General features: G+C 37.3%; 19 protein-coding genes and 1 pseudogene. 17 read left to right on the forward strand and 3 right to left on the reverse strand.

What is annotated here, in order from left to right; genetic code table 11:
* The 8 genes from GF867_RS12305 to dnaJ form a co-directional block, all read left to right on the forward strand.
* The coding region (locus GF867_RS12305; protein ID WP_153833389.1) for a type II toxin-antitoxin system antitoxin at positions 1-160 on the forward strand (160 nt) is incomplete at its 5' end.
* Between the two features lie 216 nt (positions 161-376).
* On the forward strand, positions 377-1,291 hold the full coding sequence (gene truB / locus GF867_RS12310) for a tRNA pseudouridine(55) synthase TruB (protein ID WP_153833390.1): 915 nt from the start codon (positions 377-379) through the stop codon (positions 1,289-1,291).
* Positions 1,292-1,311: 20 nt separating this feature from the next.
* Positions 1,312-2,256: a riboflavin biosynthesis protein RibF gene (ribF, locus tag GF867_RS12315; protein ID WP_153833391.1), complete on the forward strand. Its 945-nt coding sequence runs from the start codon at positions 1,312-1,314 to the stop codon at positions 2,254-2,256.
* Between the two features lie 40 nt (positions 2,257-2,296).
* On the forward strand, positions 2,297-3,463 hold the full coding sequence (hemW, locus tag GF867_RS12320) for a radical SAM family heme chaperone HemW (protein WP_153833392.1): 1,167 nt from the start codon (positions 2,297-2,299) through the stop codon (positions 3,461-3,463).
* A 164-nt stretch (positions 3,464-3,627) separates the two neighbouring features.
* On the forward strand, positions 3,628-4,644 hold the full coding sequence (gene hrcA / locus GF867_RS12325) for a heat-inducible transcriptional repressor HrcA (protein ID WP_153833393.1): 1,017 nt from the start codon (positions 3,628-3,630) through the stop codon (positions 4,642-4,644).
* A 34-nt stretch (positions 4,645-4,678) separates the two neighbouring features.
* A complete protein-coding gene (grpE, locus tag GF867_RS12330; RefSeq protein ID WP_153833394.1) occupies positions 4,679-5,260 on the forward strand; it encodes a nucleotide exchange factor GrpE in 582 nt (193 codons plus the stop codon).
* A 36-nt stretch (positions 5,261-5,296) separates the two neighbouring features.
* A complete protein-coding gene (gene dnaK, locus GF867_RS12335) occupies positions 5,297-7,126 on the forward strand; it encodes a molecular chaperone DnaK (protein WP_153833395.1) in 1,830 nt (609 codons plus the stop codon).
* A gap of 115 nt (positions 7,127-7,241) precedes the next feature.
* A complete protein-coding gene (dnaJ, locus tag GF867_RS12340) occupies positions 7,242-8,387 on the forward strand; it encodes a molecular chaperone DnaJ (RefSeq protein WP_153833396.1) in 1,146 nt (381 codons plus the stop codon).
* Here the strand turns inward: dnaJ and GF867_RS12345 are convergent.
* On the reverse strand, positions 8,376-8,714 hold the full coding sequence (locus tag GF867_RS12345) for a hypothetical protein (protein ID WP_153833397.1): 339 nt from the start codon (positions 8,712-8,714) through the stop codon (positions 8,376-8,378). The two genes, dnaJ and GF867_RS12345, sit on opposite strands and share 12 nt — an antisense overlap.
* Positions 8,715-8,871: 157 nt before the next feature.
* Positions 8,872-9,974 (reverse strand): annotated as a pseudogene (locus GF867_RS12350) (IS30 family transposase).
* 277 nt (positions 9,975-10,251) lie between these two features.
* Between GF867_RS12350 and lepA the strand changes: the two are divergent.
* Both lepA and GF867_RS12360 read left to right on the forward strand, forming a co-directional pair.
* Positions 10,252-12,075, forward strand: coding sequence for a translation elongation factor 4 (lepA, locus tag GF867_RS12355; RefSeq protein ID WP_153833398.1), 1,824 nt, complete (start codon positions 10,252-10,254; stop codon positions 12,073-12,075).
* 67 nt (positions 12,076-12,142) lie between these two features.
* On the forward strand, positions 12,143-12,373 hold the full coding sequence (locus GF867_RS12360) for a helix-turn-helix domain-containing protein (protein WP_153833399.1): 231 nt from the start codon (positions 12,143-12,145) through the stop codon (positions 12,371-12,373).
* A gap of 121 nt (positions 12,374-12,494) precedes the next feature.
* On the opposite strand, the gene GF867_RS12365 is transcribed toward GF867_RS12360, so the two are convergent.
* Entirely contained in the window at positions 12,495-13,328 is an 834-nt protein-coding gene (locus GF867_RS12365; RefSeq protein WP_153833400.1) for a PRD domain-containing protein, read from the reverse strand.
* 314 nt (positions 13,329-13,642) lie between these two features.
* Between GF867_RS12365 and GF867_RS12370 the strand changes: the two genes are divergently transcribed.
* The 7 genes from GF867_RS12370 to GF867_RS12400 all read left to right on the forward strand — a co-directional run bounded on the left by GF867_RS12370 (position 13,643) and on the right by GF867_RS12400 (position 22,962).
* On the forward strand, positions 13,643-15,808 hold the full coding sequence (locus tag GF867_RS12370; RefSeq protein WP_153833401.1) for a PTS sugar transporter subunit IIABC: 2,166 nt from the start codon (positions 13,643-13,645) through the stop codon (positions 15,806-15,808).
* Between the two features lie 193 nt (positions 15,809-16,001).
* Entirely contained in the window at positions 16,002-16,655 is a 654-nt protein-coding gene (locus GF867_RS12375) for an endonuclease III domain-containing protein (protein ID WP_153833402.1), read from the forward strand.
* A gap of 113 nt (positions 16,656-16,768) precedes the next feature.
* Positions 16,769-17,032 (forward strand): ACT domain-containing protein, encoded by a 264-nt coding sequence (locus tag GF867_RS12380; RefSeq protein WP_153833403.1) that lies wholly within the window; start codon positions 16,769-16,771, stop codon positions 17,030-17,032.
* A gap of 32 nt (positions 17,033-17,064) precedes the next feature.
* Positions 17,065-18,420 carry a PFL family protein gene (locus GF867_RS12385; protein WP_366927835.1) on the forward strand — a complete coding sequence of 452 codons (1,356 nt, stop codon included), beginning with the start codon at positions 17,065-17,067 and terminating at the stop codon, positions 18,418-18,420.
* 323 nt (positions 18,421-18,743) lie between these two features.
* On the forward strand, positions 18,744-20,423 hold the full coding sequence (locus GF867_RS12390; RefSeq protein WP_153833405.1) for a formate--tetrahydrofolate ligase: 1,680 nt from the start codon (positions 18,744-18,746) through the stop codon (positions 20,421-20,423).
* A gap of 134 nt (positions 20,424-20,557) precedes the next feature.
* A complete protein-coding gene (locus GF867_RS12395) occupies positions 20,558-22,291 on the forward strand; it encodes an ABC transporter ATP-binding protein (protein WP_153833406.1) in 1,734 nt (577 codons plus the stop codon).
* Positions 22,291-22,962 carry a uracil-DNA glycosylase gene (locus GF867_RS12400; protein WP_153833407.1) on the forward strand — a complete coding sequence of 224 codons (672 nt, stop codon included), beginning with the start codon at positions 22,291-22,293 and terminating at the stop codon, positions 22,960-22,962. The genes GF867_RS12395 and GF867_RS12400 overlap by 1 nt, the downstream gene beginning before the upstream one ends.
* Positions 22,963-23,088: the final 126 nt, after the last annotated feature.

Genomic DNA, 23,088 nt, shown 5'->3' on the forward strand with positions numbered 1-23,088 from the left:
AAAGCTCTATGAACAGATAGCGGCTTGGGCGGAAGATGATTTCCGTTCAATTAATGGACAAATTGAATACCTCCTAACGGAGTGTGTAAAGCAACGGAAAAAAGATGGCAAGTATGTCTCAGAAACTTTAGATGAAGGCATTGAACTTGATATCGAGTAATCTGTTTAAAAGGATATCCTTGAATAATGGACGCAAGTCTGTTGTTCAAGGATTTTTATATATTTTATGTGCATTGTTTTTTATTTAGATTCTAAAGTTTTGAGTATTGTTGATCATAAAAAATGCGCTTGAAGTTTAATGGTCTGTTATGGATAAATTTGTTATAATCTAGTGTGATGAATAAATGAAGAGCTGTATATACGAGGAGTGTCAGAAATGTTTAACGGAATTTTACCAGTTTGGAAAGAAAAAGGCATGACAAGTCATGATGTCGTTTTTAAATTACGTCGAATACTTAAAATGAAAAAGATTGGTCATACCGGTACTTTAGATCCAGAAGTCGAAGGCGTCTTGTTAATCTGTTTAGGACAAGCAACTAAACTAGTTGAGTTTTTAATGGATGGAGAAAAGATTTATCAAGGTGAAATAACGTTAGGTTATTCAACTGAAACAGAAGATGCACATGGTGAAATTGTGGAAGAAAAGCCAGTAATGGCACCAATTTCTGATGAAGTGATTGATGAAGCTATGGCTGAATTTAAAGGGGATATTACACAAATACCACCCTATTATTCAGCGGTTAAAGTTAATGGCCGTCGTTTGTATGAATACGCTCGTGCAGGCGAAACCGTTGAAAGACCTCGTAGAATCGCACGAATTGATTATTTTGAACGAACTAATGAGCCGGTTTATGATTCTGAAAAACAACAACAAAAGTGGCAGTTTGAAGTCAAATGTGGCAAAGGGACTTATGTTAGAACGTTAGCCGTTGATTTAGGTACAAAACTTGGCTATCCAAGTCATATGTCACAATTAACACGTATGGCGACTGGAGGAGTTTCTGCTGATCAAACACTCCGCTTAGCAGAGATACAAGAAAAGATGGATAATCATACAATTGAAGATATTTTGTTACCGATTGAAAGTGGGTTAACGCAGTTCCCGCAATTAGCGATGACCGGATCACAATTCGAAGATGTTAAAAATGGTAAAGTACTTGCGGCTAACTACTTCGGAAGTGTACTGGCTGAACCAACAGTTTTAACGCTGGAAGGTAAAGTTAAAGCAATATACCAACCACATCCAACGCAAGCAGACTTAATAAAACCACAAAAAATGTTTTTATCCTAATAATGGAAAGAGAGTAAATTATGGAGATTATTAAACTTAAACATCCTTATCAAGAAAAAGAAATTATTCAAGAACCTATTGTATTAGCATTGGGATTCTTCGATGGTGTTCATTTGGGCCATCAAGCTGTGATTCGTAAGGCGAAAGAAGAGGCGGTGAAATACGGCTATAAATTAGCGGTTATGACGTTTAATCAACATCCTAAAATTGTCTACACAAAATTAGATGACGAGTCAATGTTTTACTTATCGACTAATGAGCGTAAAGCTGAATTACTCGCAGACTTTGGTGTTGATATTCTTTACTTAGTCGAGTATACGTGGGATTTTGGTTCGCAAGCACCACAAGAATTTGTTGACCGCTATCTAGTTGACTTGAATGCAAAAGTAGTGGTAGCTGGTTTCGATTATACTTATGGTAAGTCTGAAGTTGCAAATATGCAGACTTTACCAGAACATGCAGCTGGGCGATTCGAGATTGTTGAAGTGGATAAACTAATGATTGATGAACATAAAATTTCATCAACGAGTATTCGTGAACACATTGAAGCGGGTGATGTTACCGCAGCAAATAAAGAACTAGGTTACTTATACGAAACTTCCGGTATCGTCGTACATGGTGAAAAGCGTGGTGGTTCCTTACTTGGTTATCCAACTGCGAATGTTGAAACTACCGCTAAAGAGTTCTTGCCTGGTATAGGTGTCTATGTAGTAGAATTTAATGTAGCAGGCCAATGGTATCAAGGAATGGCTTCAATCGGTTACAACGTAACGTTTGGTGATCACCGTTACATTACTTGCGAAGTATTCATATTAGATTTTGATCGTATGATCTATGGCGAAAATGTTAAAATTCGCTGGCATAAATATTTACGTGGAGAAATAAAATTCGACGGCTTAGATAATCTAATCAAGCAGCTTGATCAAGATTTAATTGATACTCGTCAATATTTCGAAGCCTTATAGTGGATTATTCAATTTTTTCGGAAAGAAAGCAGGCCATAATATGTCACTAATTAATACTGAAATTGTAGATGCTGCGTATATCCATATTCCGTTTTGTAAAAAGATTTGCCATTATTGTGCGTTTAATAAGTATTTTTACGATGGTCAACCTGTAGATAAATACTTGGTTGGTTTAGACACAGAGATCTCTTTGTATCAATTAAATAAACAAGAAAAAATGGATACCATATATGTTGGTGGTGGAACGCCGAGTTGTCTGAATATGCAAGAATTAGAACAATTAATGGAAAGTATTAATCGTCAATTCAAGTTTGATGCCACGACAGAATTCACATTTGAAATTAATCCTGGCGAATTATCAAAAGAAAAGTGCCAATTACTTTATGATTATGGTGTGAACCGTATTAGTATGGGAGTTCAAACCTTTAACGACCAATTGTTAAGACGTATTGGACGCAATCACCGCGTGAGACATGTTTACCAGTCAATTGACTGGTTAAGGGCAACAGGCTTTGAGGCTTTGAGTATCGACCTAATTTTCCGCTTGCCAGGCCAAACGCTCGAAGATTTCGATGATAGTTTAACGAAAGCTTTAGAACTCGAATTACCCCATTATTCACTTTATTCGTTGATTATTGAACAACAAACGTTATTCCAGCAATTAATGCGAGAAGGTAAATTACCACTTCCCAACGAAGATGTCGATGCTGATATGTTTGAACTCGCCATTAATCGTTTGAGTGAACACCAAATTAATCAATATGAAATTAGTAACTTTGCAATGGCGGGTTATGAATCACGTCACAATTTGAAATACTGGCAGTACTTACCATATTATGGATTTGGTGCAGGAGCCCATGGCTTCATTAATGGCGAACGTTATTATAATCATGGACCTGTCCATCATTATTTAAAGCAAACCACGGCCAATGCTAAACCCATAATTAATCAGCTTCCTTTGGATAAAGCAGATCAAATGGAAGAGTATATTTTTTTAGCACTCAGAACGAACCGAGGGTTCAGTTTACAAGCATTTGAAACGAAATTTAATGAATCGGCTTTAGCACTCTTTGGAACATTCTTTGAAAGTCAGCGCAAGAAAGAGCTACTATTAATCGAGGACGACACAGTGCGCTTAACGAATCGCGGTTTATTTTTAGCGGACACCGTTTTTAGAGAATTAATCGGCTGGCTAAAAGCCTATTAAACAGCCAAAATACTATTCTTAGCACTCTTGTTAAAAGAGTGCTAATTTTTGTGCCTTTTTTTGATTTGAAGCCTTGACATACGTACCTAAAGGGTGTAATATAATAGATGTTAGCACTCCTGTTATTAAAGTGCTAATTGAAAAAGTGAGGTGAGTAATGCTAAATGTTAACACCAAGGCAACGTCAAATTTTGTATTTAATCGTTAGATTATACAGTGAGTTTGAAGAGCCGGTAGGTTCTAAAACCTTATTACGAGAAAGTTTGTTGAACGTCAGTCCAGCAACAATACGTAATGATATGGTTGTATTGGAACGCGAAGGATTGTTGCATAAAGCACATACGTCTAGTGGTAGAATCCCATCATTTAGTGGCTATCGCTATTACGTTAATCGCTTAATCCATCACGAAGATGAAATGAGAGTCTTAGAAGAAGACGACAATGCGATTGCAGAATTATTTCACGAACGTCAAGCAGATGATTTACAATTAGCTCAAATGGCCGCTGATGTTTTAGTATCTTTAACAGGCTACACAGCAGTAGTACTAGGGCAAAGTAATGACTCTCATCACTTGAAAGAGTTTAAACTGGTTTATTTAAACGAGAAAAACTTAATCGCGATAATGATAACCGATGGAGGTAGGGTTGAAACACAATTATTTGTGACTCAATATCCAGTCACCAAAGATATCATTAGTAAGACGTCAGAAATTGTTAATCAAGAATTAGTTGGAACAAGTATTGAAGATGTCTATCATCGCTTAAAACTAACGATTCCTTTGTTAACGCAGCGTGCAGTCTCATATTCATTTGATTTTTCTCCACTAGCAGAGAAAACTCTTCATAGTTTGAAAGGACGTCAATACCACACAAGTGGAAAGAATAATTTATTCGACTTTATTGACCCACTAACAAATTCTGAAGAACTGAAAGATTTGTTTACATTAGTGGATGGATCGGCCAGCATGTATCAAATGTTAGAAAATAGGCAAGCCGGAATTGAAGTACTTTTTGGTGTCGATATGTCACCAGATTGGGTAACCAACTTAAGTTTAGTAACAGGTAAATTTAAACGTCAAAAACAAGAATTTACTTTAGGACTAATTGGCCCCACGACAATGCCTTATCACCGAATTATCGGTTTAATGGAGAAAATGATCACCGAATTAACCAATTACTAGTTAAACGACTATAAAAATACGAGGAGGTAGAAAATTGACAGAAGAAAATAAACATGTCGAGGAGTCTACTGTAACAGAGGAAACTGCAGTTGAAGAAACAGTGGTTGAATCAGAAGAGGAAACTGTAGATGAAACTATTGAACAAACTGAAACAGATGCTAAAAAAGATGAATTAGCTGAGCTAAAAGCAGCAAATGCTGCTTTAGAAGATAGAGCTTTAAGATTACAAGCCGAAATCTCTAACATGCAAAGAACGAATGCGCGCGATCGTCAGAACGCTGCGAAATATCGTTCGCAAAGCTTAGCAACTAATTTATTAGAAGTAGTCGATAACTTTGAACGTGCATTGACAACTGAAGTTACAAGTGACGATGCATTGACATTGAAAAAAGGTATCGAAATGGTTCATGGTCAATTGCTTTCTGCTTTAGAACGCGAAAAAGTTACAATGATTGACCCGTTAAACGAACCGTTTGATCCAAACTTCCATCAAGCAGTAAGTACAATGCCGGCTGAAGAAGGCCAGGCGACAGATGTAGTAGTAAATGTATTGCAAAAAGGCTATCAGTTAGATGACCGTGTAATTCGCCCAGCGATGGTTATCGTTTCTGCATAAGCCCACGAAAAATAATATGAAAAGAGGAAATTAATTATGGCTAAAATTATTGGTATTGACTTAGGTACAACGAACTCAGCTGTTGCGGTATTAGAGGGTGGAGAAGCAAAAATTATTCCAAACCCAGAAGGAAACCGAACAACACCTTCAGTAGTTGCATTTAAAAATGATGAAATTCAAATCGGTGAAGTTGCTAAGCGTCAAGCAGTAACAAACCCAAACACAATCAGCTCAATCAAACGTCACATTGGTGAAGGTAACTATAAAGCTAAAATGGACGGAAAAGACTACACACCACAAGAAATTTCAGCAATGATCCTACAACACTTAAAGAGCTATGCAGAAGATTATTTAGGTGAAAAAGTTGATAAAGCAGTTATTACTGTTCCAGCTTACTTCAACGATGCTCAACGTCAAGCAACTAAAGATGCAGGCCGTATTGCTGGATTAGAAGTTGAACGTATTGTTAACGAACCTACTGCAGCTGCATTAGCTTATGGTTTAGACAAAACAGATGCTGAGGAAAGAATCTTAGTATTTGACTTAGGTGGGGGAACATTTGACGTTTCAATCCTTGAATTAGGAGACGGCGTATTTGATGTATTATCTACAGCTGGTGACAACAAACTAGGTGGAGATGACTTCGATGAGAAAATCATTGAGTTCTTAGTTGCTGAATTCAAGAAAGAAAACGGCGTTGACTTAAGTAACGACAAAATGGCATTACAACGTCTAAAAGATGCTGCAGAAAAAGCTAAAAAAGATTTATCAGGTGTAACTAGCACTCAAATTAGCTTACCATTTATTACAGCTTCAGATGCGGGACCATTACACTTAGAAGTTTCATTAACTCGTGCTAAATTCGATGAATTAACACATGAATTAGTAGAAAGAACTAAAGTTCCAGTTCGTCAAGCTTTAAAAGATGCTGGTCTTTCACAATCAGAAATTAACGAAGTTATTTTAGTCGGTGGATCTACTCGTATCCCTGCAGTAGTTGACGCTGTTCGTAAAGAAACTGGTAAAGAACCTAACAAATCAGTTAACCCTGATGAAGTAGTTGCAATGGGTGCTGCTATCCAAGGTGGTGTTATCTCTGGTGATGTTAAAGATATCGTGTTATTAGACGTAACGCCATTATCATTAGGTATTGAAACAATGGGTGGCGTGTTCACGAAATTAATCGACCGTAACACGACAATTCCAACATCTAAATCACAAGTATTCTCTACAGCAGCTGACAACCAACCAGCAGTAGATGTACATGTATTACAAGGTGAACGTCAAATGGCAGCTGACAATAAAACTTTAGGTCGCTTCCAATTAACAGATATCCCAGCAGCACCTCGTGGTGTGCCTCAAATCGAAGTTACATTCGACATTGATAAAAACGGTATCGTTAACGTTAGCGCTAAAGATTTAGGTACTAAGAAAGAACAAACAATTACAATCAAATCATCTTCAGGTTTAACTGACGAAGAAATCGACCGTATGGTTAAAGATGCAGAAGCAAATGCTGAAGCGGATAAAGCTCGTCGTGAAGAAGCAGACTTACGTAATGAAGTGGATCAATTAATCTTCACTACTGATAAAACTTTAGGTGAATTAAAAGATAAAGTATCTGAAGAAGAAATCAAACAAGCTGAAGCAGCTCGTGATGATTTAAAAGCTGCAGTTGAAGCAAATGATTTAGAAGATATGAAAGTTAAACGTGACGCTTTGAACGAAGTAGTTCAAAACTTAACAGTAAAACTTTATGAGCAAGCAGCTCAAGAAGCACAAGCAGCAGAAGGCGCAGAGGATGCAGAAGCAGGTTCTTCTGATGATGTTGTAGATGCAGAATTTGAAGAAGTAGAAGAAGACTAATTAAATACAATTAGCATCTTTGCTATTGAAGCCAAGGGTACCTATTATCCCTTGGCTTTTAATTCAATGAACTGTATGCTAGAATATTCAATGGAATAAAACGAGGAGGTAGAGTATGGCAGATAAAAGAGATTATTATGACGTCTTAGGTGTCTCTAGAGATGCTTCAGATGTAGAAATAAAGAAAGCCTACCGCAAACTATCAAAAAAATACCATCCCGATATTAATAAAGAACCTGACGCGGATGCAAAATTTAAAGAGGTTACAGAAGCTTATGAAATGCTAAGTGATGCTCAAAAACGTGCAGCTTATGATCAGTATGGTCATGCAGCCAACGACCCTAACTTTGGTGCGGGCTTCGGTGGTGGCGGGTTTGGTGGCTTCGGTGGTGGAGCAGGCGGATTTGGCTTTGAAGATATCTTTGAAAGTTTCTTCGGCGGACAATCTGGTGGCTCAAGACGACCAAATGCACCACAAAGAGGTTCTGATTTACAATATCGTATTGATATTAGTTTTGAAGAAGCAATTTTTGGTAAAGAAACGACCATTAAATATAAACGTAAAGAAGAATGTCACACATGTCATGGTTCAGGAGCAAAAGAAGGGACTAGTCCAGTTACTTGCTCTAAGTGTCATGGTAGTGGAGCAACTCAAGTTGAACGTAATACACCGTTTGGCCGTGTAATGACACAAGCAACTTGTGATGTATGTAATGGTACTGGTAAAGAGATTAAAGAAAAATGTACAACTTGTCATGGTTCAGGTAGTGAAACAGTTGATCATACATTGAAAGTAACGGTACCTGCTGGTATTGAAGACGACCAACAAATGCGTTTAAGTGGTCAAGGTGAAGCTGGTAAAAATGGTGGACCTTATGGAGATTTATACGTTGTCTTCCGTGTGCGTCCTAGTGATAAATTTACGCGAGAAGGTAGCGAAATTTACTACGACTTACCACTTTCATTTGCTCAAGCAGCATTAGGTGATGAAATTAAGGTACCAACAGTGCATGGTAATGTGAAACTTAAAGTACCTGCTGGTACACAAACAGGTACGACTTTTAGACTGAAAGGTAAAGGTGCACCAAGCGTGCGTACTGGTTATCAAGGTGATCAACACGTTACAGTGAATATTGTGACACCTAAGAAACTTTCAGATAAACAAAAAGATCTCTTAAGACAATTTGCGAAAGAATCAGGTGAAGATGTCAAAGGTAATGATCCGGGTTTCTTTAACAAAGTGAAAGATTTATTTGATTAAAACACAAAAAGAGTGAAGGCAATTAAACTTCACTCTTTTTTTGTTGCATTTTTTTATGCCAACATAGTAAGAATGATTATACTTCTGAATACTTATGTCATCAATTAATTGAGAGATAAGTGAGATAGCATTTTTTTCGGGTACATTATCTACATGTACTACATGGGCAAAATCAAACTGTGGTAGCGAAAAGTTTGCGACAATAATATCAACATTTTTTTCTTTTAAACGTTTGATTGAAAAATCAGGCTCGTTATAAATAAATAGATTGACTCTCTTATTAAAAATATAGTCCAAGATATTTTTAATTAAATTCGTAAATTTCAAGTTTAAGTTAGCCACTTTTCTTTGAATTACTTACTAGCTCTATTTTCTTTTTGGATCGAGTCAGTGCTTGATAATGAGTTGAGGCATGGTAGTCTCTTCGACAAGCTGGCATATGCCAGCTTTACAGCTATAAAATCATGCCGAATGAAGCTCGTTGTCAAGCACTGACGGGTTTCACGACTGGTTCTCCTTTCCGTTCTTTATGAAATTCTCGAACGAATAAGTCATATGGAGTTTGGTAACCTAATTGCTTACGTGGATAATCATTCATCCAGTTTTGGATACGTAGGCATTGTCTATCGCATATAGCTTCAAGCGGTTGACCTTTAGGCAGAAAGCGGCGAATGATTTTATGTTGATTCTCACTTGTACCGCGCTCCCAAGAGGCATAAGGGTGAGTGAAATAGACATTGACGACCTCTTGTAAAGATGTATGAAGCCCTGCAAATTCAGACCCATTATCTGAAGTGATCGTCTTAAATAATTGAGAGAACGACTCACCCGCACGTTGACGCAAGCTTTCAATTGCTTCATCCACAGCCTGAGCCGTTTTATCCTTGATTTTTAGAATGACTTCATAGCGAGTTTTACGTTCAACCAATGTCAACAATACGGGATCCGAGGCAACTTTACTTCCAATAACTGTATCAATTTCCCAATGTCCAAAGCTCTTTCTTGTCTCAATTTCTTTAGGACGTTCTTCGATAAAAGGACCTAAAACGCGTTGGTTTCGGCGGGCTTTCTTCGTGTTCTTCTTAGTATTTCGCGAGAGTTTCTCTAATAAATCCAGGTTGCGTGTTTTCATGACACCACTATCAATCCAGTGATATAAAGTTGTTGTGCAAGGGATCATAGCAGTCTCAAATAATTCATTTTCACGTGCGTGGCCAACGACCACATCTGGCGACCATTTGTCTTCCAACATCTTAGTGTCTGCCACTCAACAAAGGCGTTCGTTTTCGCTTATTTAGGTCTTCTACCGCAATTGAGACGTTGTTGGTCATAATGAGCTTTTCCAGCATCAGCATCGTAAATAGTGTAGGTATAGTCATAAATTTTCCCTTTTTGTTTTTGATGTTTCCGTTGTGTGACCGAACCTCTTTTCACTTCATTATGAATGGTTTGAGGTGAACGACCTAGTGACTTGGCAATAGCGCGGTTAGAGTAACCTTCTTTCTTAAGAATCGCAATTTGACAACGTTCTTGATAAGATAAGTGTTTCCCTTTTCGTGAGTTCGTGTTAAACTGTTCTTGCGTCATGTGAATTCATCCTTTTCTATTGAGAGTGTGGTAACTTCAATATTAACATGAATTTCACGTGGCGTTTTTTTATGGACTTTTAGAAGTGGCTAACTTCATTATAAAATCCTCCAAAAAATTGATTCTTGAAAAAATTAATAATTTTATTGCAAGCCAAAAAATGTCAGGTTTTTTATTATTACACTACCTTTTAGAGGCTTTTTTTGATATGATGATAGGTGTGCAATTGGTAGGCTTAGGACAATCTTAGGCCACATTTAAAGGAAGTGAGAGTTAAATGAATTTAGATAAATTAAGACAGAGACAAGAGAAAATTCGTAATTTCTCGATTATTGCTCATATTGACCATGGTAAATCAACTTTGGCTGATAGAATTCTTCAACAAACTGAAACAGTCGCTGAGCGTGATATGCAAGCTCAATTACTTGATTCAATGGACTTAGAGCGTGAACGTGGTATCACCATTAAGTTAAATGCGGTTGAATTAACTTATACAGCCAATGATGGAGAAGAATACATTTTCCACTTGATTGATACACCCGGACACGTCGACTTTACTTACGAAGTTTCGCGTTCTTTAGCGGCTTGTGAGGGTGCTTTATTAGTAGTTGATGCTGCACAAGGTATTGAAGCTCAAACGCTTGCTAACGTGTATTTAGCTCTAGATAATGACTTAGAAATATTACCCGTTATCAATAAAATTGATTTACCAGCAGCAGATCCTGAAAAAGTTCAATTAGAAATTGAAGATATAATTGGGATTGATGCAAGTGAAGCGGTGCATGCTAGTGCTAAAGCGGGTATCGGGATTGCTGAAATTTTGGAACAAATCGTTGAGAAAGTTCCAGCACCACAAGGTGACATTGAAGCACCTTTACAAGCTTTAATTTTTGATTCAGCTTACGATAGTTTCCGCGGAGTTGTATTGAATATTCGTGTGGTTAACGGAACCGTTAAACCAGGTGATAAAATTCGCTTAATGAGTAATGGTAAAGAATTTGAAGTAAACGAAGTTGGAGTATTTTCACCTAAAGCGTTACAAAAAGAAATTTTATCCGTAGGTGATGTAGGTTACTTAACTGCCAGCATTAAGACAATTCAAGATACGCACGTAGGGGATACGATCACTTCTGCGAACAATCCAGCTGAAGAAGCTTTAGAAGGATACCGTAAATTAAATCCAATGGTGTTTGCTGGTTTATATCCAGTTGATTCAAATGACTATAATGACTTACGTGAGGCATTAGAGCGTCTACAATTAAACGATGCTGCTTTAGAATTTGAACCGGAAACGTCTCAAGCTTTAGGGTTTGGTTTCCGTACTGGTTTCCTTGGTTTGTTACATATGGACGTTATTCAAGAACGTCTAGAGCGTGAATTTAACATTGATTTAATTATGACAGCACCGTCTGTTATTTATCGAGTAATTAAAACCAATGGTGAAGAAGTTATCGTAGATAATCCTTCAGCATTACCAGATGCGACTGAAATTGAGAAAATTCTAGAGCCTTATGTTAAAGCAACCATTATGGTACCGAATGATTACGTTGGGGCCGTCATGGATTTAGGTCAACGTAAACGTGGAACATTCATTACAATGGATTATTTAGACGCTAATCGTGTAAATGTTGTTTATGAAATTCCAACTGCAGAAATTATTTTTGACTTCTTTGATAAGTTGAAATCTACAACTAAAGGTTACGCATCGCTAGACTACGAGATGATCGGTTACCGTGAATCTAAACTAGCGAAATTAGATATTCTATTAAACGGTGATATTATCGATGCCTTTAGTATGATTGTTCATAAAGACTTCGCCTTTAACCGTGGTAAAGCTTTAGTTGAGAAGTTAAAGAAAACGATACCTCGCCAAATGTTCGAAGTGCCGGTTCAAGCAGCAATTGGTCACAAGATTATTGCGCGTTCAACTATTAAAGCCTTGCGTAAAGATGTTACTGCCAAGTTGTATGGTGGGGACGTATCGCGTCGTAAGAAATTACTAGAGAAACAAAAAGAAGGTAAGAAACGTATGAAACAAGTGGGAAGCGTTGAAGTTCCACAAGAAGCATTCATGTCAATCTTACAAATGGATGATGAATAAACGATTCATGTCATTAACCTCGTCGCAAACTTTGTTGACGAGGTTTTTCGATTAAGCGGGGTGGAAAATGTATTTAACAGTTGAACAAACAGCAGAATATTTAGATGTATCAGTCAGTGAAATTTATCGTTTAATTCGTGAAAATCAGGTTCGCTATTTAGATGTTGATGGTGAAGTAATGTTATATCAAGAACAATTTAATCTGTTTCTAAAAGAAAGAGAACGTCAATTAGCAGCCTATGAAGAATATCTTAATACACCAATTCCGGAAGACAAAGATATTAAGGATGAAGATTAATTGCATAAAAATAGCCCTTTATAATCTTGACTAAACCAGTAAATTATACTGAAAAGGATTATAAAGGGCTTATTTTATTGCATTTAATTGTCTTTACAAACGAACTATTTATCTTAATTAACTAAACATCTTGTAATAAACGATTAATATGAATGGTTAAGAAAGTCACTTCATCATCAGCGATCATAAAGTTAAATGTTTTCTGGATATAATTGCGAATCGCGATTGAAATGTCATGTTCTAAAGGAAATTGACTTTGAATGGCTAAGTTTAAACTATCGTTAACAGCGATGTTTTCTGTACGGGCGATAATTCTTTGGGCGAGTGCTAATAAATGGCGCATAAAACGTTCATAAGCCCATGATTTTTCAGAAATAATTTTACCCGTTTTTAATTCGATGATGTGGAAACACATGCTGAGTAAATTGGTAATTTCGTCAGTGTAAGCCATATTACCATCCAGTTGTGCATTAATGATATGCATTGCGATATGAGCCGCCTCGTCTTCTGGCATCTGAATTCCCAACGTCTCCTGGATAATTTCCAAGGCATATAAACCAACTGAGAATTCTTCATTGAACATTTTTTGAATCCATAATTTAAAATCATTTTTTAACGGGATGCCTTTATTATAACGTTCGATAGCAAAATCAATATGATCGGTCAACGTCAAAATGATATTTTTATTAAATTCGACTTTGGTGGTTTCCTGAGCAAACTGAATAATTTTTGAACTGATTTCAACCGATGACATTTCAACTTCTAGGAATAGTTTTTTCATTTTTTCAGAAGAGGTTACGGTATCCATTCGGAATATTTTTTCGATTTTTTCGGGGTCAACTGGGTCACCTGGCTTCATTTGCCAGCCAAGCCCTTTGCCCATAATTACAATTTCGTGACCGTCTTTGTCTGTGCTACTGATGAAATTGTTATTCAATATTTTGTTCGCTAACATCAACGAAACTCCTATCTATTGACTTATTGTAAAGGTTCTCTTTAAACAGTATTTCGATATTAACATGCAAAATTTAATCGTGCAAGGCCCGGTAAAGAAATCCATTTAAAAGAAATTTTAAGAAATGCTTGCAAATTTTTTTAACTATGATATAATAACTTACGAATTGAACAGCAAGGGCTTGTTACGTTAAGTCGGCAATACCCAGATCAACCTATAGGGAAATTATACCCAAAATAGGTTGGTTTGGGTATTTTTTTATCCTTTTAATTTACAAGCCCAATGTCTGGTCAGAAATATTAGGAGGAAAGAAAATGAAGGACCAAATATTTGGTGTTTTACAAAGAGTAGGGCGTTCTTTTATGTTACCGATCGCAATTTTACCGGTAGCTGGATTATTTTTAGGAATAGGAGGATCATTTACTAACCCTACGACTTTAGAAACTTATGGTTTAACTAATGTCATGGGTGAAGGAACTATTCTACATAATATTTTATTAGTTATGAATGCAGCGGGTGGAATTGTTTTTGATAACTTACCACTTATTTTCGCAATCGGTTGTGCGATTGGGATGGCTAAATCAGAGAAAGCTACTGCCGCTTTAGCAGCAGCGATTGCTTTCCTAGTAATGCATGCTTCAATCGGATCAATGATTACGGTAGCAGGTGGTACAGATGCATATTTAGATGGATCTGTTGCGAGTGTATTAGGTATCGAGTCATTACAAATGGGTGTTTTCGGTGGTATGATAGTTGGTTTAGGAGTTGCGGCATTACATAACCGTTATTACAAAATTCAATTACCAACAGCATTATCATTCTTTGAAGGAACTCGTTTTGTACCAATCGTATCTGCAATTGTATTCCTAGTTGTAGGTATCTTAATGAGCTATATCTGGCCACCAATTCAAGCTGGTATCTACGCAGTTGGTGAATTAGTTCAAGGTTCAGGTTATGCTGGTACTTGGTTATACGGCTTCATGGAACGTTTATTAATTCCATTTGGTTTACACCACGTATTCTACTTACCATTCTGGCAAACAGCTGTTGGTGGTACATTAGAAGTTAGCGGTCAATTAATTGAAGGAGCTCAAAACATCTTCTTCGCTCAATTATCAGACCCAACTGTAACTAAATTTAGTGTGGAAGCTACTCGTTTCATGTCGGGTAAATTCCCATTAATGATCTTTGGTTTACCAGGTGCTGCTTTAGCAATGTACCGTACAGCTAAACCAGAAAACCGTAAAGTTACGGGTGGTTTATTATTATCTGCAGCGTTAACTTCAATGTTAACAGGTATTACAGAACCTCTTGAGTTCACATTCTTATTCGTTGCTATGCCATTATATGCAATTCACTGTATATTAGCAGGTGCTGCATATATGTTAATGCATATCTTCCAAGTAGGGGTTGGTATGACATTCTCTGGTGGATTCATTGATATGTTCTTATACGGAATTTTACAAGGTAATGCAAAAACAAACTGGATTTGGATTGTTATTGTAGGTATTTTCTATTTTGTTGTTTACTACTTCTTGTTCACGTTCTTAATTAAGAAATTTAACTACAAGACTCCAGGTCGTGATGACAGCGCAGAAGAAATTAAATTATATACTCGTGCTGATATGAATGCGAAAAACAATGGAACAGCAGCAACTACTGTAATTGAAAATGAAGCGGATGCTTTATCAGCAGCAATCATTTACGGTTTAGGTGGAGCAGCTAACATTGTGGATGTTGATAGCTGTGCGACTCGTTTAAGAACGACTGTTGCGAATGGTGACTTGGTTGACCAAGATATCTTAAACGCTTCAGGAGCAGCAGGTGTCATGCATAAAGGTAACGGCGTTCAAGTAATTTATGGACCACGTGTTTCAAATATCAAGTCTAACTTAGAAGAATTTATTCAAGCAGGAAAAGCTGCTCAATTACCTTCTAAAGAAGAGTTTTACGGTAATGCTGCAAACACTGTAGCTGAAACACAAACAACAGAAACTGAAACAGTATCAGATACTGCTAGCTTAGCAGTTATTGCAACAATTCAATCACCAATGAGCGGTACTGCAATGAACTTATCAGAAGTTCCGGACCCAGCATTCGCAAGTGGTGCTTTAGGTAATGGTTTTGGTGTTGAGCCAAACGACGGTAAAGTTACTTCACCCATTACTGGTCAAGTAATGATGGTTTTCGAAACTAAACATGCAATTGGCTTAGTCGCAGAAAACGGTGTGGAAGTAATGATTCACGTAGGTTTAGATACCGTTAACATGAAAGGTGAAGGCTTCACTGCACATGTTAAAGCTGGTGACCAAGTTAAAGTTGGTGACTTATTATTAGAAGTTGACTTAGATTCAGTTAAAGCAGCTGGTCATCCGACAGTAACACCAATTGTCATTACAAACACAGCAAACTATCAAGCAGTTGAATTAACTAAAACAGGCGACATTCAACATGGCGATGATATTTTAACAATTAAATAATTTCTTATTAATCCATCAGTTGAATGACTGGTGGATTTTTTATTTATAAGGGATTGTGAATATAATACTCATTTATCAAGCTTTGTACTTCGCTCAGTATCCCAACAAAATAAAAACCTAGACTTTGTTCTAGCTTATTTCTTCTATATTATATGTAGAATTCTGGTAAAATTAAGCTAAGGGAGGTTTCAGTATGAAAATTGGTATAACCCATGAAGAGCTTTATTATCTATTAAACAATAAACAAGGAAGTGTTGGACATTGGCCACATGAAAGTCCCTGGGAAATTATGTTGGGCGCATTCCTAGTTCAGAATACAACTTGGCATAATACGCAACTTTCACTTAAAAAAATCGGAGATGCGACGCTATTTGATCCTGAAATCATTAGTCAATTAGAACCAGATGAATTGATACCTTTAATCTATTCGAGTGGTTTTCATAAAAGTAAGTCCAACTTAATCTCTACTTGGTTCAAATGGTTAGCGGAGTTTCAATTTGATAAACAAAGTGTCATCAAAGCTTATCCTTCGAGTGACAGTTTACGTAATCATTTATTAACTTTTAAAGGGATTGGCAATGAAACAGCGGATGTGTTGATGTTATACGTCTTTAATCAAAAATGTTTTATTGCGGATAATTATGCACGTAAACTGTTTACTGGTTTAGGTTGTCCAGTAGCAAATGACTACCTAAAATTAAAACATCATGTTGAAAAAACGACAAAATTAGAACTGATCGAATGGCAAGATTTTCATGGACAAATTTTAGAGTATGGTAAACATCATCTGGTTGGAAAAGGACCCCATCACTCTGCTCTGTTTGAAGAATATTATTTAGAGGTTTAATGAACGATAAGCCGAACTATGATGAGAATTAAACAAGATAATAATTAAAAGATAGTGGTTAGTAGATTACAGTATGCTATGATTAAAATATCAAAAAAACTGAGGTGAATAGAATGAGAGCAGTCATAACAGTAAATGGAATTGATAAAGTGGGTATCTTAGCTAAAGTTGCCACAGGTTGTATGAATGCCAATGCGAATATTGTGGATGTTTCACAAACCGTCATGGATGGATTTTTCACAATGACAATGTTGGTTGAAATTGATGCCATTAATTCAAGTTTCGATGGGCTAAAAGAAACGATGAAGCAATCTGTTCCAGATATGCAAATTCGTGTTATGCATGAAGATATTTTTAATTCGATGCATCGTATCTAATGAAGAAAAGTAAGGATGTGGACAATTAAATGATAAATATGAATGATATTCTGGAAACACTTAATATGATTGAGAATGAAAACCTTGATATTCGTACGATAACAATGGGTATTTCATTGGTAGATTGTGCAGACGGTGATATTGATCGTGCTTGTGAGAAGGTCTATAAGAAAATTACACGCTGTGCTAAAGATTTAGTCGCGACAGGAGAACAAATCGAACGTAAATATGGTATTCCAATTGTTAACAAACGTATTTCTGTGACACCTATTTCACAGCTAGTGGCAGCTTCTGGTGGCGATCCAATTAAATACGCGAAAACATTAGATAAAGCAGCCAAAGACGTTGGTGTAAATTTTATTGGCGGTTATTCAGCTTTAGTTCATAAAGGCATGTCAGCAGGGGATTTAGCTTTAATTGAATCAATTCCAGAAGCGCTCGCTCAAACGGATCATGTATGTAGCTCTGTTAACATTGGTTCGACTAGAGCAGGCATTAATATGGACGCCGTTCGTTTAATGGGGAATATCGTTAGAGAATGTGCGGTTTTAACACAGGATAATATGTGTGTCGGTGCCACTAAATTAGTCGTATTCTGTAATGCGGTTGAAGACAATCCCTTTATGGCAGGGGCTTTCCACGGAGTTGGTGAGCCAGATGTCGTGATAAATGTTGGGGTATCAGGACCTGGTGTCGTTAGGGCAGCATTAGCTAAGTTACCCAAAGATGCACCATTAGAAGTTGTAGCGGAAGAGATTAAACGTACAGCGTTTAAAATAACTCGTATGGGCCAACTGGTTGGAACGGAAGCTGCTGAAACATTAAGTGTGCCCTTTGGTATTGTGGACATTTCCTTAGCACCAACACCAGCTGTAGGTGATTCAGTTGCACACATTCTAGAAGAAATTGGTTTAGACCAAGTGGGTGCTTATGGTACAGTCGCAACATTAGCAATGTTAAATGATGCAGTTAAAAAGGGTGGCGTAATGGCTTCTTCTAGTGTTGGTGGCTTATCAGGTGCTTTTATTCCAGTTAGTGAAGATGCAGGGATGATTGCTGCTGTTGAACAAGGTAATTTAAACATTGAAATGTTAACAGCGATGACAGCTGTCTGTTCAGTCGGACTGGATATGATTGTAGTACCTGGAGATACGACTGCCGAAGTAATATCCGCAATCATTGCGGATGAAGCAGCAATAGGTATGATTAATTCTAAAACAACAGCCGTTCGTCTAATACCAGCCATTGGCGTTTCTGACGAAGGAGAGTTGGATTGGGGTGGTTTATTTGGTAAGGCGAAAGTGATGCCTCTGAATACGACTAAACCTGATATGTTTGTGCATCGTGGTGGGAGAATCCCGGCACCTATTCAAAGCCTTAAGAATTAAGTTCTTTTAAAATATAAGGGTTTGTAAGTTTTATGTTGATTTATCATGCTTTGTAATTCGCTCAGCTAATTTTTTCCAACCCTGTGGTTGCTTTCACAGCCTCACGGTTATGAAGGCTTTTCCACCTCAATCGGCTAGGCTCTGTCTACTTCGCTGTGCTCATAGTCAGAGCAAGCTAGGCCTATTGCCGTTATACTGCATTGAAGAACAAATTGCTGCGCTACGTTGAGTATTCCAATAAAAGTAAAGCGATATAATCAATTTAAAACTGCTAACCGAAATTTAAAGTCAATTAATAAAGAGTATTGGAAGGAAGTGTCTGAATGGCAAGTTATTTAACAGATATAGAAATTGCAAAGCAAGTTGAATTAGAACCAATCGAGAAAATTGCAGAAAGTGCCGATATTGATCTTGATAGTTTATCTTTATATGGTAAGTACAAGGCTAAAGTTGATGCGAAACAATTAGACGCCTTAAAAGCTAAACCAGATGGTAAGTTAATTTTAGTTACAGCAATTAGTCCAACTCCAGCTGGTGAAGGTAAGACGACAACATCAGTAGGCTTAGCTGATGGTTTAAATAAAATTGGTAAAAAAGCGATTTTAGCATTACGAGAACCATCTTTGGGACCTGTGTTTGGTATGAAAGGCGGTGCGGCTGGGGGCGGGTATGCTCAAGTTGTGCCGATGGAAGATATCAACCTACACTTTACGGGGGATTTCCATGCGATTAGTGCAGCAAATAACTTATTAGCGGCGATGTTAGATAACCACATTCATCATGGTAACCAATTGGGCATTGATGCGCGTCGTATTACTTGGAAACGTGCGGTCGATATGAATGACCGTCAATTACGACATATTGTGGATGGTTTAAATGGCCGTACGAATGGTGTACCGCGAGAAGATGGTTTTGAAATAACGGTTGCGTCGGAAATTATGGCTATTTTTTGTTTAGCACAAAGTTTAACGGATTTAAAAGAACGCTTAGGTCGCATCATTGTCGCTTATAATTTTGACAATGAGCCGATAACTGCACATGATTTAAAGGCAGAAGGTGCAATGGCAGCTTTACTAAAAGATGCGTTGAGTCCGAACTTAGTTCAAACTTTAGAACGTACTCCTGCTTTTGTCCATGGTGGACCATTTGCGAACATCGCGCATGGTTGTAACAGTGTATTAGCTACTAAAATGGCTTTAAAATTTGGTGATTATGCTGTTACTGAAGCTGGATTTGGGGCTGACTTAGGTGCTGAGAAGTTCCTTGATATCAAATGTCGTTTAGCAGAATTGTCTCCAGCGGCAGTGGTAGTGGTTGCGACAATTCGCGCTTTGAAAATGCATGGTGGTGTGTCTAAAAAAGAATTAGAACCCGAGAATGTTGAAGCAGTGATCAAAGGTTTACCAAACTTAGAGCGTCATCTAAAAACAATTCAAGAGACATTTAATTTACCTGTAGTAGTGGCTATTAATAAATTCCCACTGGACACAGAAGCAGAATTAGAAGCAGTTCGCCAAGCATGTGAAGTGCGTGGGGTAGAAGTCTCAGTTTCGGATGTGTGGGCAAATGGTGGTGCTGGTGCAGTTGATCTTGCTGAGAAAGTTGTAAAAATTGCTACCAATGACCAAATACTAACACATGCCTATGATTTAAACTTACCTATTAAAGATAAGTTGGATCAAATCGTTCAGAATGTTTATGGCGGTAATAACGCTGTGTTAACTCCTGCAGCTCGTCGAGAAGCTAAGCAACTTGAAGCGCTTGGCTTTGGTAATTTACCCATTTGTATGGCAAAAACTCAGTACTCATTATCAGATAATCCTAAATTACTAGGTGCTCCAGAAAACTTTGAAGTAACCATTCGTAGTCTAAAAGTATCAGCAGGGGCTGGTTTTATTGTGGCTCTTACTGGAGACATTATGACAATGCCTGGTTTACCAAAAGTACCTTCAGCGGAGAATATTGATGTGGATGCAGACGGAAATATTACAGGTCTGTTTTAGAGTTCATGCAGTTAGGCTAGTTAAAGCTAGTTTAACTGCTCTTTATTTTGGTTATTTCTGTTAAGTGTCTACCTTGTATAAAAGTTTACTTTTATCTAGAATGGTAAAGTATTAACAATTAGAAAGGAGAAGCAATGTTAAAACAATTTTTTAGCTATTATAAACCATATAAACGCTTATTTTTAATTGATTTCATATGTGCAATAATTTCAGCAGTCCTTGAACTCATATTCCCAATAGCGGTAAATCGTGTTATCGATGAGGTGTTACCAGACGGTAATTTGAAAATGATTATTATGTTTTCAGTTCTTTTATTCACGATGTATCTGTTTAATATGTGGATGAATTACATTGTCGTTGCTTTAGGTCATGAGTTTGGAATTAATGTTGAGACTGATATGCGTCGTGACCTATTTGACCATTATCAAAAGCAATCTTATACGTACTTTGACAATGTTAAAACAGGTGAATTATTAAGTCGAGTGACAACTGATTTGTTTGATATTAGTGAAGTAGCACATCATGGTCCAGAGGATGTATTTATTACCATTATGACACTACTCGGTGCCTTCTTATTAATGCTGAATGTGCATGTACCTTTAGCAGTAATTACAGTTTTTTTATTGCCCTTAATGGGAATTGCCTTATTTGTCTTTAATAAGAAAATGACACAAGTGAATACACGAATTTTCTCAAATGTTGCGAAATTCACAGCGGGTATCGGCAATTCTTTAAGCGGTATTCGCGTAGTGAAAGCATTTGCGAACGAAGCTCATGAGAAGAAAATATTTGAAGGCTACAATCAAGGATTTCGTGAGAATAAATTAGCTTTCTATAAAACGATGGCCATCAGTAGTTCGTTTAACTACATTCTAGTCCGATTAATTAACCTGTTTGCATTTCTGGCCGGGTCTTATTATACGGTAATTGGAGAACTGTCTTTAGGAGAATTAGTAGGTTTCATTCTATTAGCCAATGTTTTTGTGCGTCCTTTGGAGAAAATCAACAATATGATTGAATTATATCCGAAAGGTTATGCAGGTTTTAAACGCTTTAGTAAGGAGTTAAAACGTAAGCCGGATATTGTCGATCAGCCTGATGCTTATCCAGCACCAGCATTTAAAGGTGATATTGAATATCATCAAGTGTCGTTTGCCTATGAAGATGGTAAAACCGTTGTAGCAGATGCTAATTTATCGATTAAGTCTGGTGAAACCATTGCCTTTGTTGGTCCCAGTGGCGCAGGTAAAACAACGCTGGTAAACTTATTGCCACGTTTCTATGAAGTAACTTCGGGTGCAATAACAATTGATGGTCACAATATTCAAGATGTCACGATGGAATCTTTGCGCAAGCAAATTGGTATTGTACAACAAGATGTTTTCTTATTTACAGGTACAGTTCGTGAGAATGTTCTTTACGGTAGACTTGATGCGACACCAGAAGAAGTGGAAGCAGCGATTGATGCTGCGAGGTTACGTGAAGTAGTGGAAGATTTACCTCAGGGTTTAGATACCGAAATTGGTGAGCGCGGTGTACGTTTGTCTGGTGGACAAAAACAGCGTCTGTCGATTGCGCGTATATTCTTAAAGAATCCATCTATTTTAATTCTTGACGAAGCGACGAGTGCTTTAGATACGCAAACTGAGCAATTTATTCAAGCATCTTTAGATAAATTAGCACAAGGTCGAACCACATTGATTATTGCACATCGTTTAGCTACGATTCGTCACGCTGATCGTATAATTGTGGTGACCCCAGATGGGATTACAGAAGACGGGACACATGATGAATTAATTGCTTTGAAGGGTCATTATGCGGAGTTATATTTTGCCCAGTATGGTAGGGATAATGGAGGTGTGGAGTGATGTTGCCATTAATTGGTAATGATTGGGATAGTGTGCTGAAAGATTACTTTGAATCTCCTGATTTTCAAGCAATATCAGATTATTTAGAAAAAGCTTACGTAAACGAAGTTATTTATCCGAGTATGGACAATATTTTTACGGCTTTTCGTTTAACTTCCTACGCGGATGTTAAAGTTGTTATAATTGGTCAGGATCCTTATCATGGACCGAATCAAGCACATGGCTTAGCTTTTTCAGTTTCGAAGAATGTAAAGATTCCGCCGTCATTACGCAATATGTATAAGGAAATGGTGGACGATTTAGAGGTACCAATGCCACAACATGGTCAATTAGATCAATGGGCGAAACAGGGCGTATTGTTATTGAATGCTGTTCTAACCGTGCGAGCGGGTGAAGCAAATTCGCATAAAGATTTAGGTTGGCAAGACTTAACACAAAAAGTCATTGAAAGTTTGAATCAACATCCAAGTCCTATCGTCTATGTTTTATGGGGTGCATCCGCGCGTAGCTATAAAAAGTATATTGATTTAAACAAGCATGCGGTGATTGAAGCGGTCCATCCGAGCCCATTGTCTGCTTATCGTGGATTTTTTGGTTCAAAACCTTTCAGTCAGACTAATCAGTTATTGATTGAACGGGGTGAAAGTCCAATCGATTGGGAAATTAAATAGAATTTTTTAGAACGGCTTAACTCAGCAATGGGGTTAGGTCGTTTTTGTCATATAAGGTATTATAAGTTTCTTGTTGATTTGCCAAGCTTTATGTTTCGTTCAGCTTATTGTATTTCAATTAGGGCA

Origin of the sequence: Fundicoccus ignavus (genome assembly GCF_009659375.1) — a bacterium.
Taxonomy (GTDB): Bacteria; Bacillota; Bacilli; order Lactobacillales; family Aerococcaceae; genus Fundicoccus; species Fundicoccus ignavus.

Bases quoted from the DNA above. Each gene is read 5' to 3' on its own strand.
- GF867_RS12375 (WP_153833402.1), top strand. From the start codon at position 16,002: ATGAAAATTGGTATAACCCATGAAGAGCTTTATTATCTATTAAACAAT.
- hemW (WP_153833392.1), top strand. From the start codon at position 2,297: ATGTCACTAATTAATACTGAAATTGTAGATGCTGCGTATATCCATATT.
- GF867_RS12395 (WP_153833406.1), top strand. From the start codon at position 20,558: ATGTTAAAACAATTTTTTAGCTATTATAAACCATATAAACGCTTATTT.
- GF867_RS12400 (WP_153833407.1), top strand. From the start codon at position 22,291: ATGTTGCCATTAATTGGTAATGATTGGGATAGTGTGCTGAAAGATTAC.
- GF867_RS12360 (WP_153833399.1), top strand. From the start codon at position 12,143: ATGTATTTAACAGTTGAACAAACAGCAGAATATTTAGATGTATCAGTC.
- GF867_RS12370 (WP_153833401.1), top strand. From the start codon at position 13,643: ATGAAGGACCAAATATTTGGTGTTTTACAAAGAGTAGGGCGTTCTTTT.
- hrcA (WP_153833393.1), top strand. From the start codon at position 3,628: ATGTTAACACCAAGGCAACGTCAAATTTTGTATTTAATCGTTAGATTA.
- dnaK (WP_153833395.1), top strand. From the start codon at position 5,297: ATGGCTAAAATTATTGGTATTGACTTAGGTACAACGAACTCAGCTGTT.
- GF867_RS12380 (WP_153833403.1), top strand. From the start codon at position 16,769: ATGAGAGCAGTCATAACAGTAAATGGAATTGATAAAGTGGGTATCTTA.
- GF867_RS12390 (WP_153833405.1), top strand. From the start codon at position 18,744: ATGGCAAGTTATTTAACAGATATAGAAATTGCAAAGCAAGTTGAATTA.
- truB (WP_153833390.1), top strand. From the start codon at position 377: ATGTTTAACGGAATTTTACCAGTTTGGAAAGAAAAAGGCATGACAAGT.
- lepA (WP_153833398.1), top strand. From the start codon at position 10,252: ATGAATTTAGATAAATTAAGACAGAGACAAGAGAAAATTCGTAATTTC.
- GF867_RS12365 (WP_153833400.1), bottom strand. From the start codon at position 13,328: ATGTTAGCGAACAAAATATTGAATAACAATTTCATCAGTAGCACAGAC.
- ribF (WP_153833391.1), top strand. From the start codon at position 1,312: ATGGAGATTATTAAACTTAAACATCCTTATCAAGAAAAAGAAATTATT.
- dnaJ (WP_153833396.1), top strand. From the start codon at position 7,242: ATGGCAGATAAAAGAGATTATTATGACGTCTTAGGTGTCTCTAGAGAT.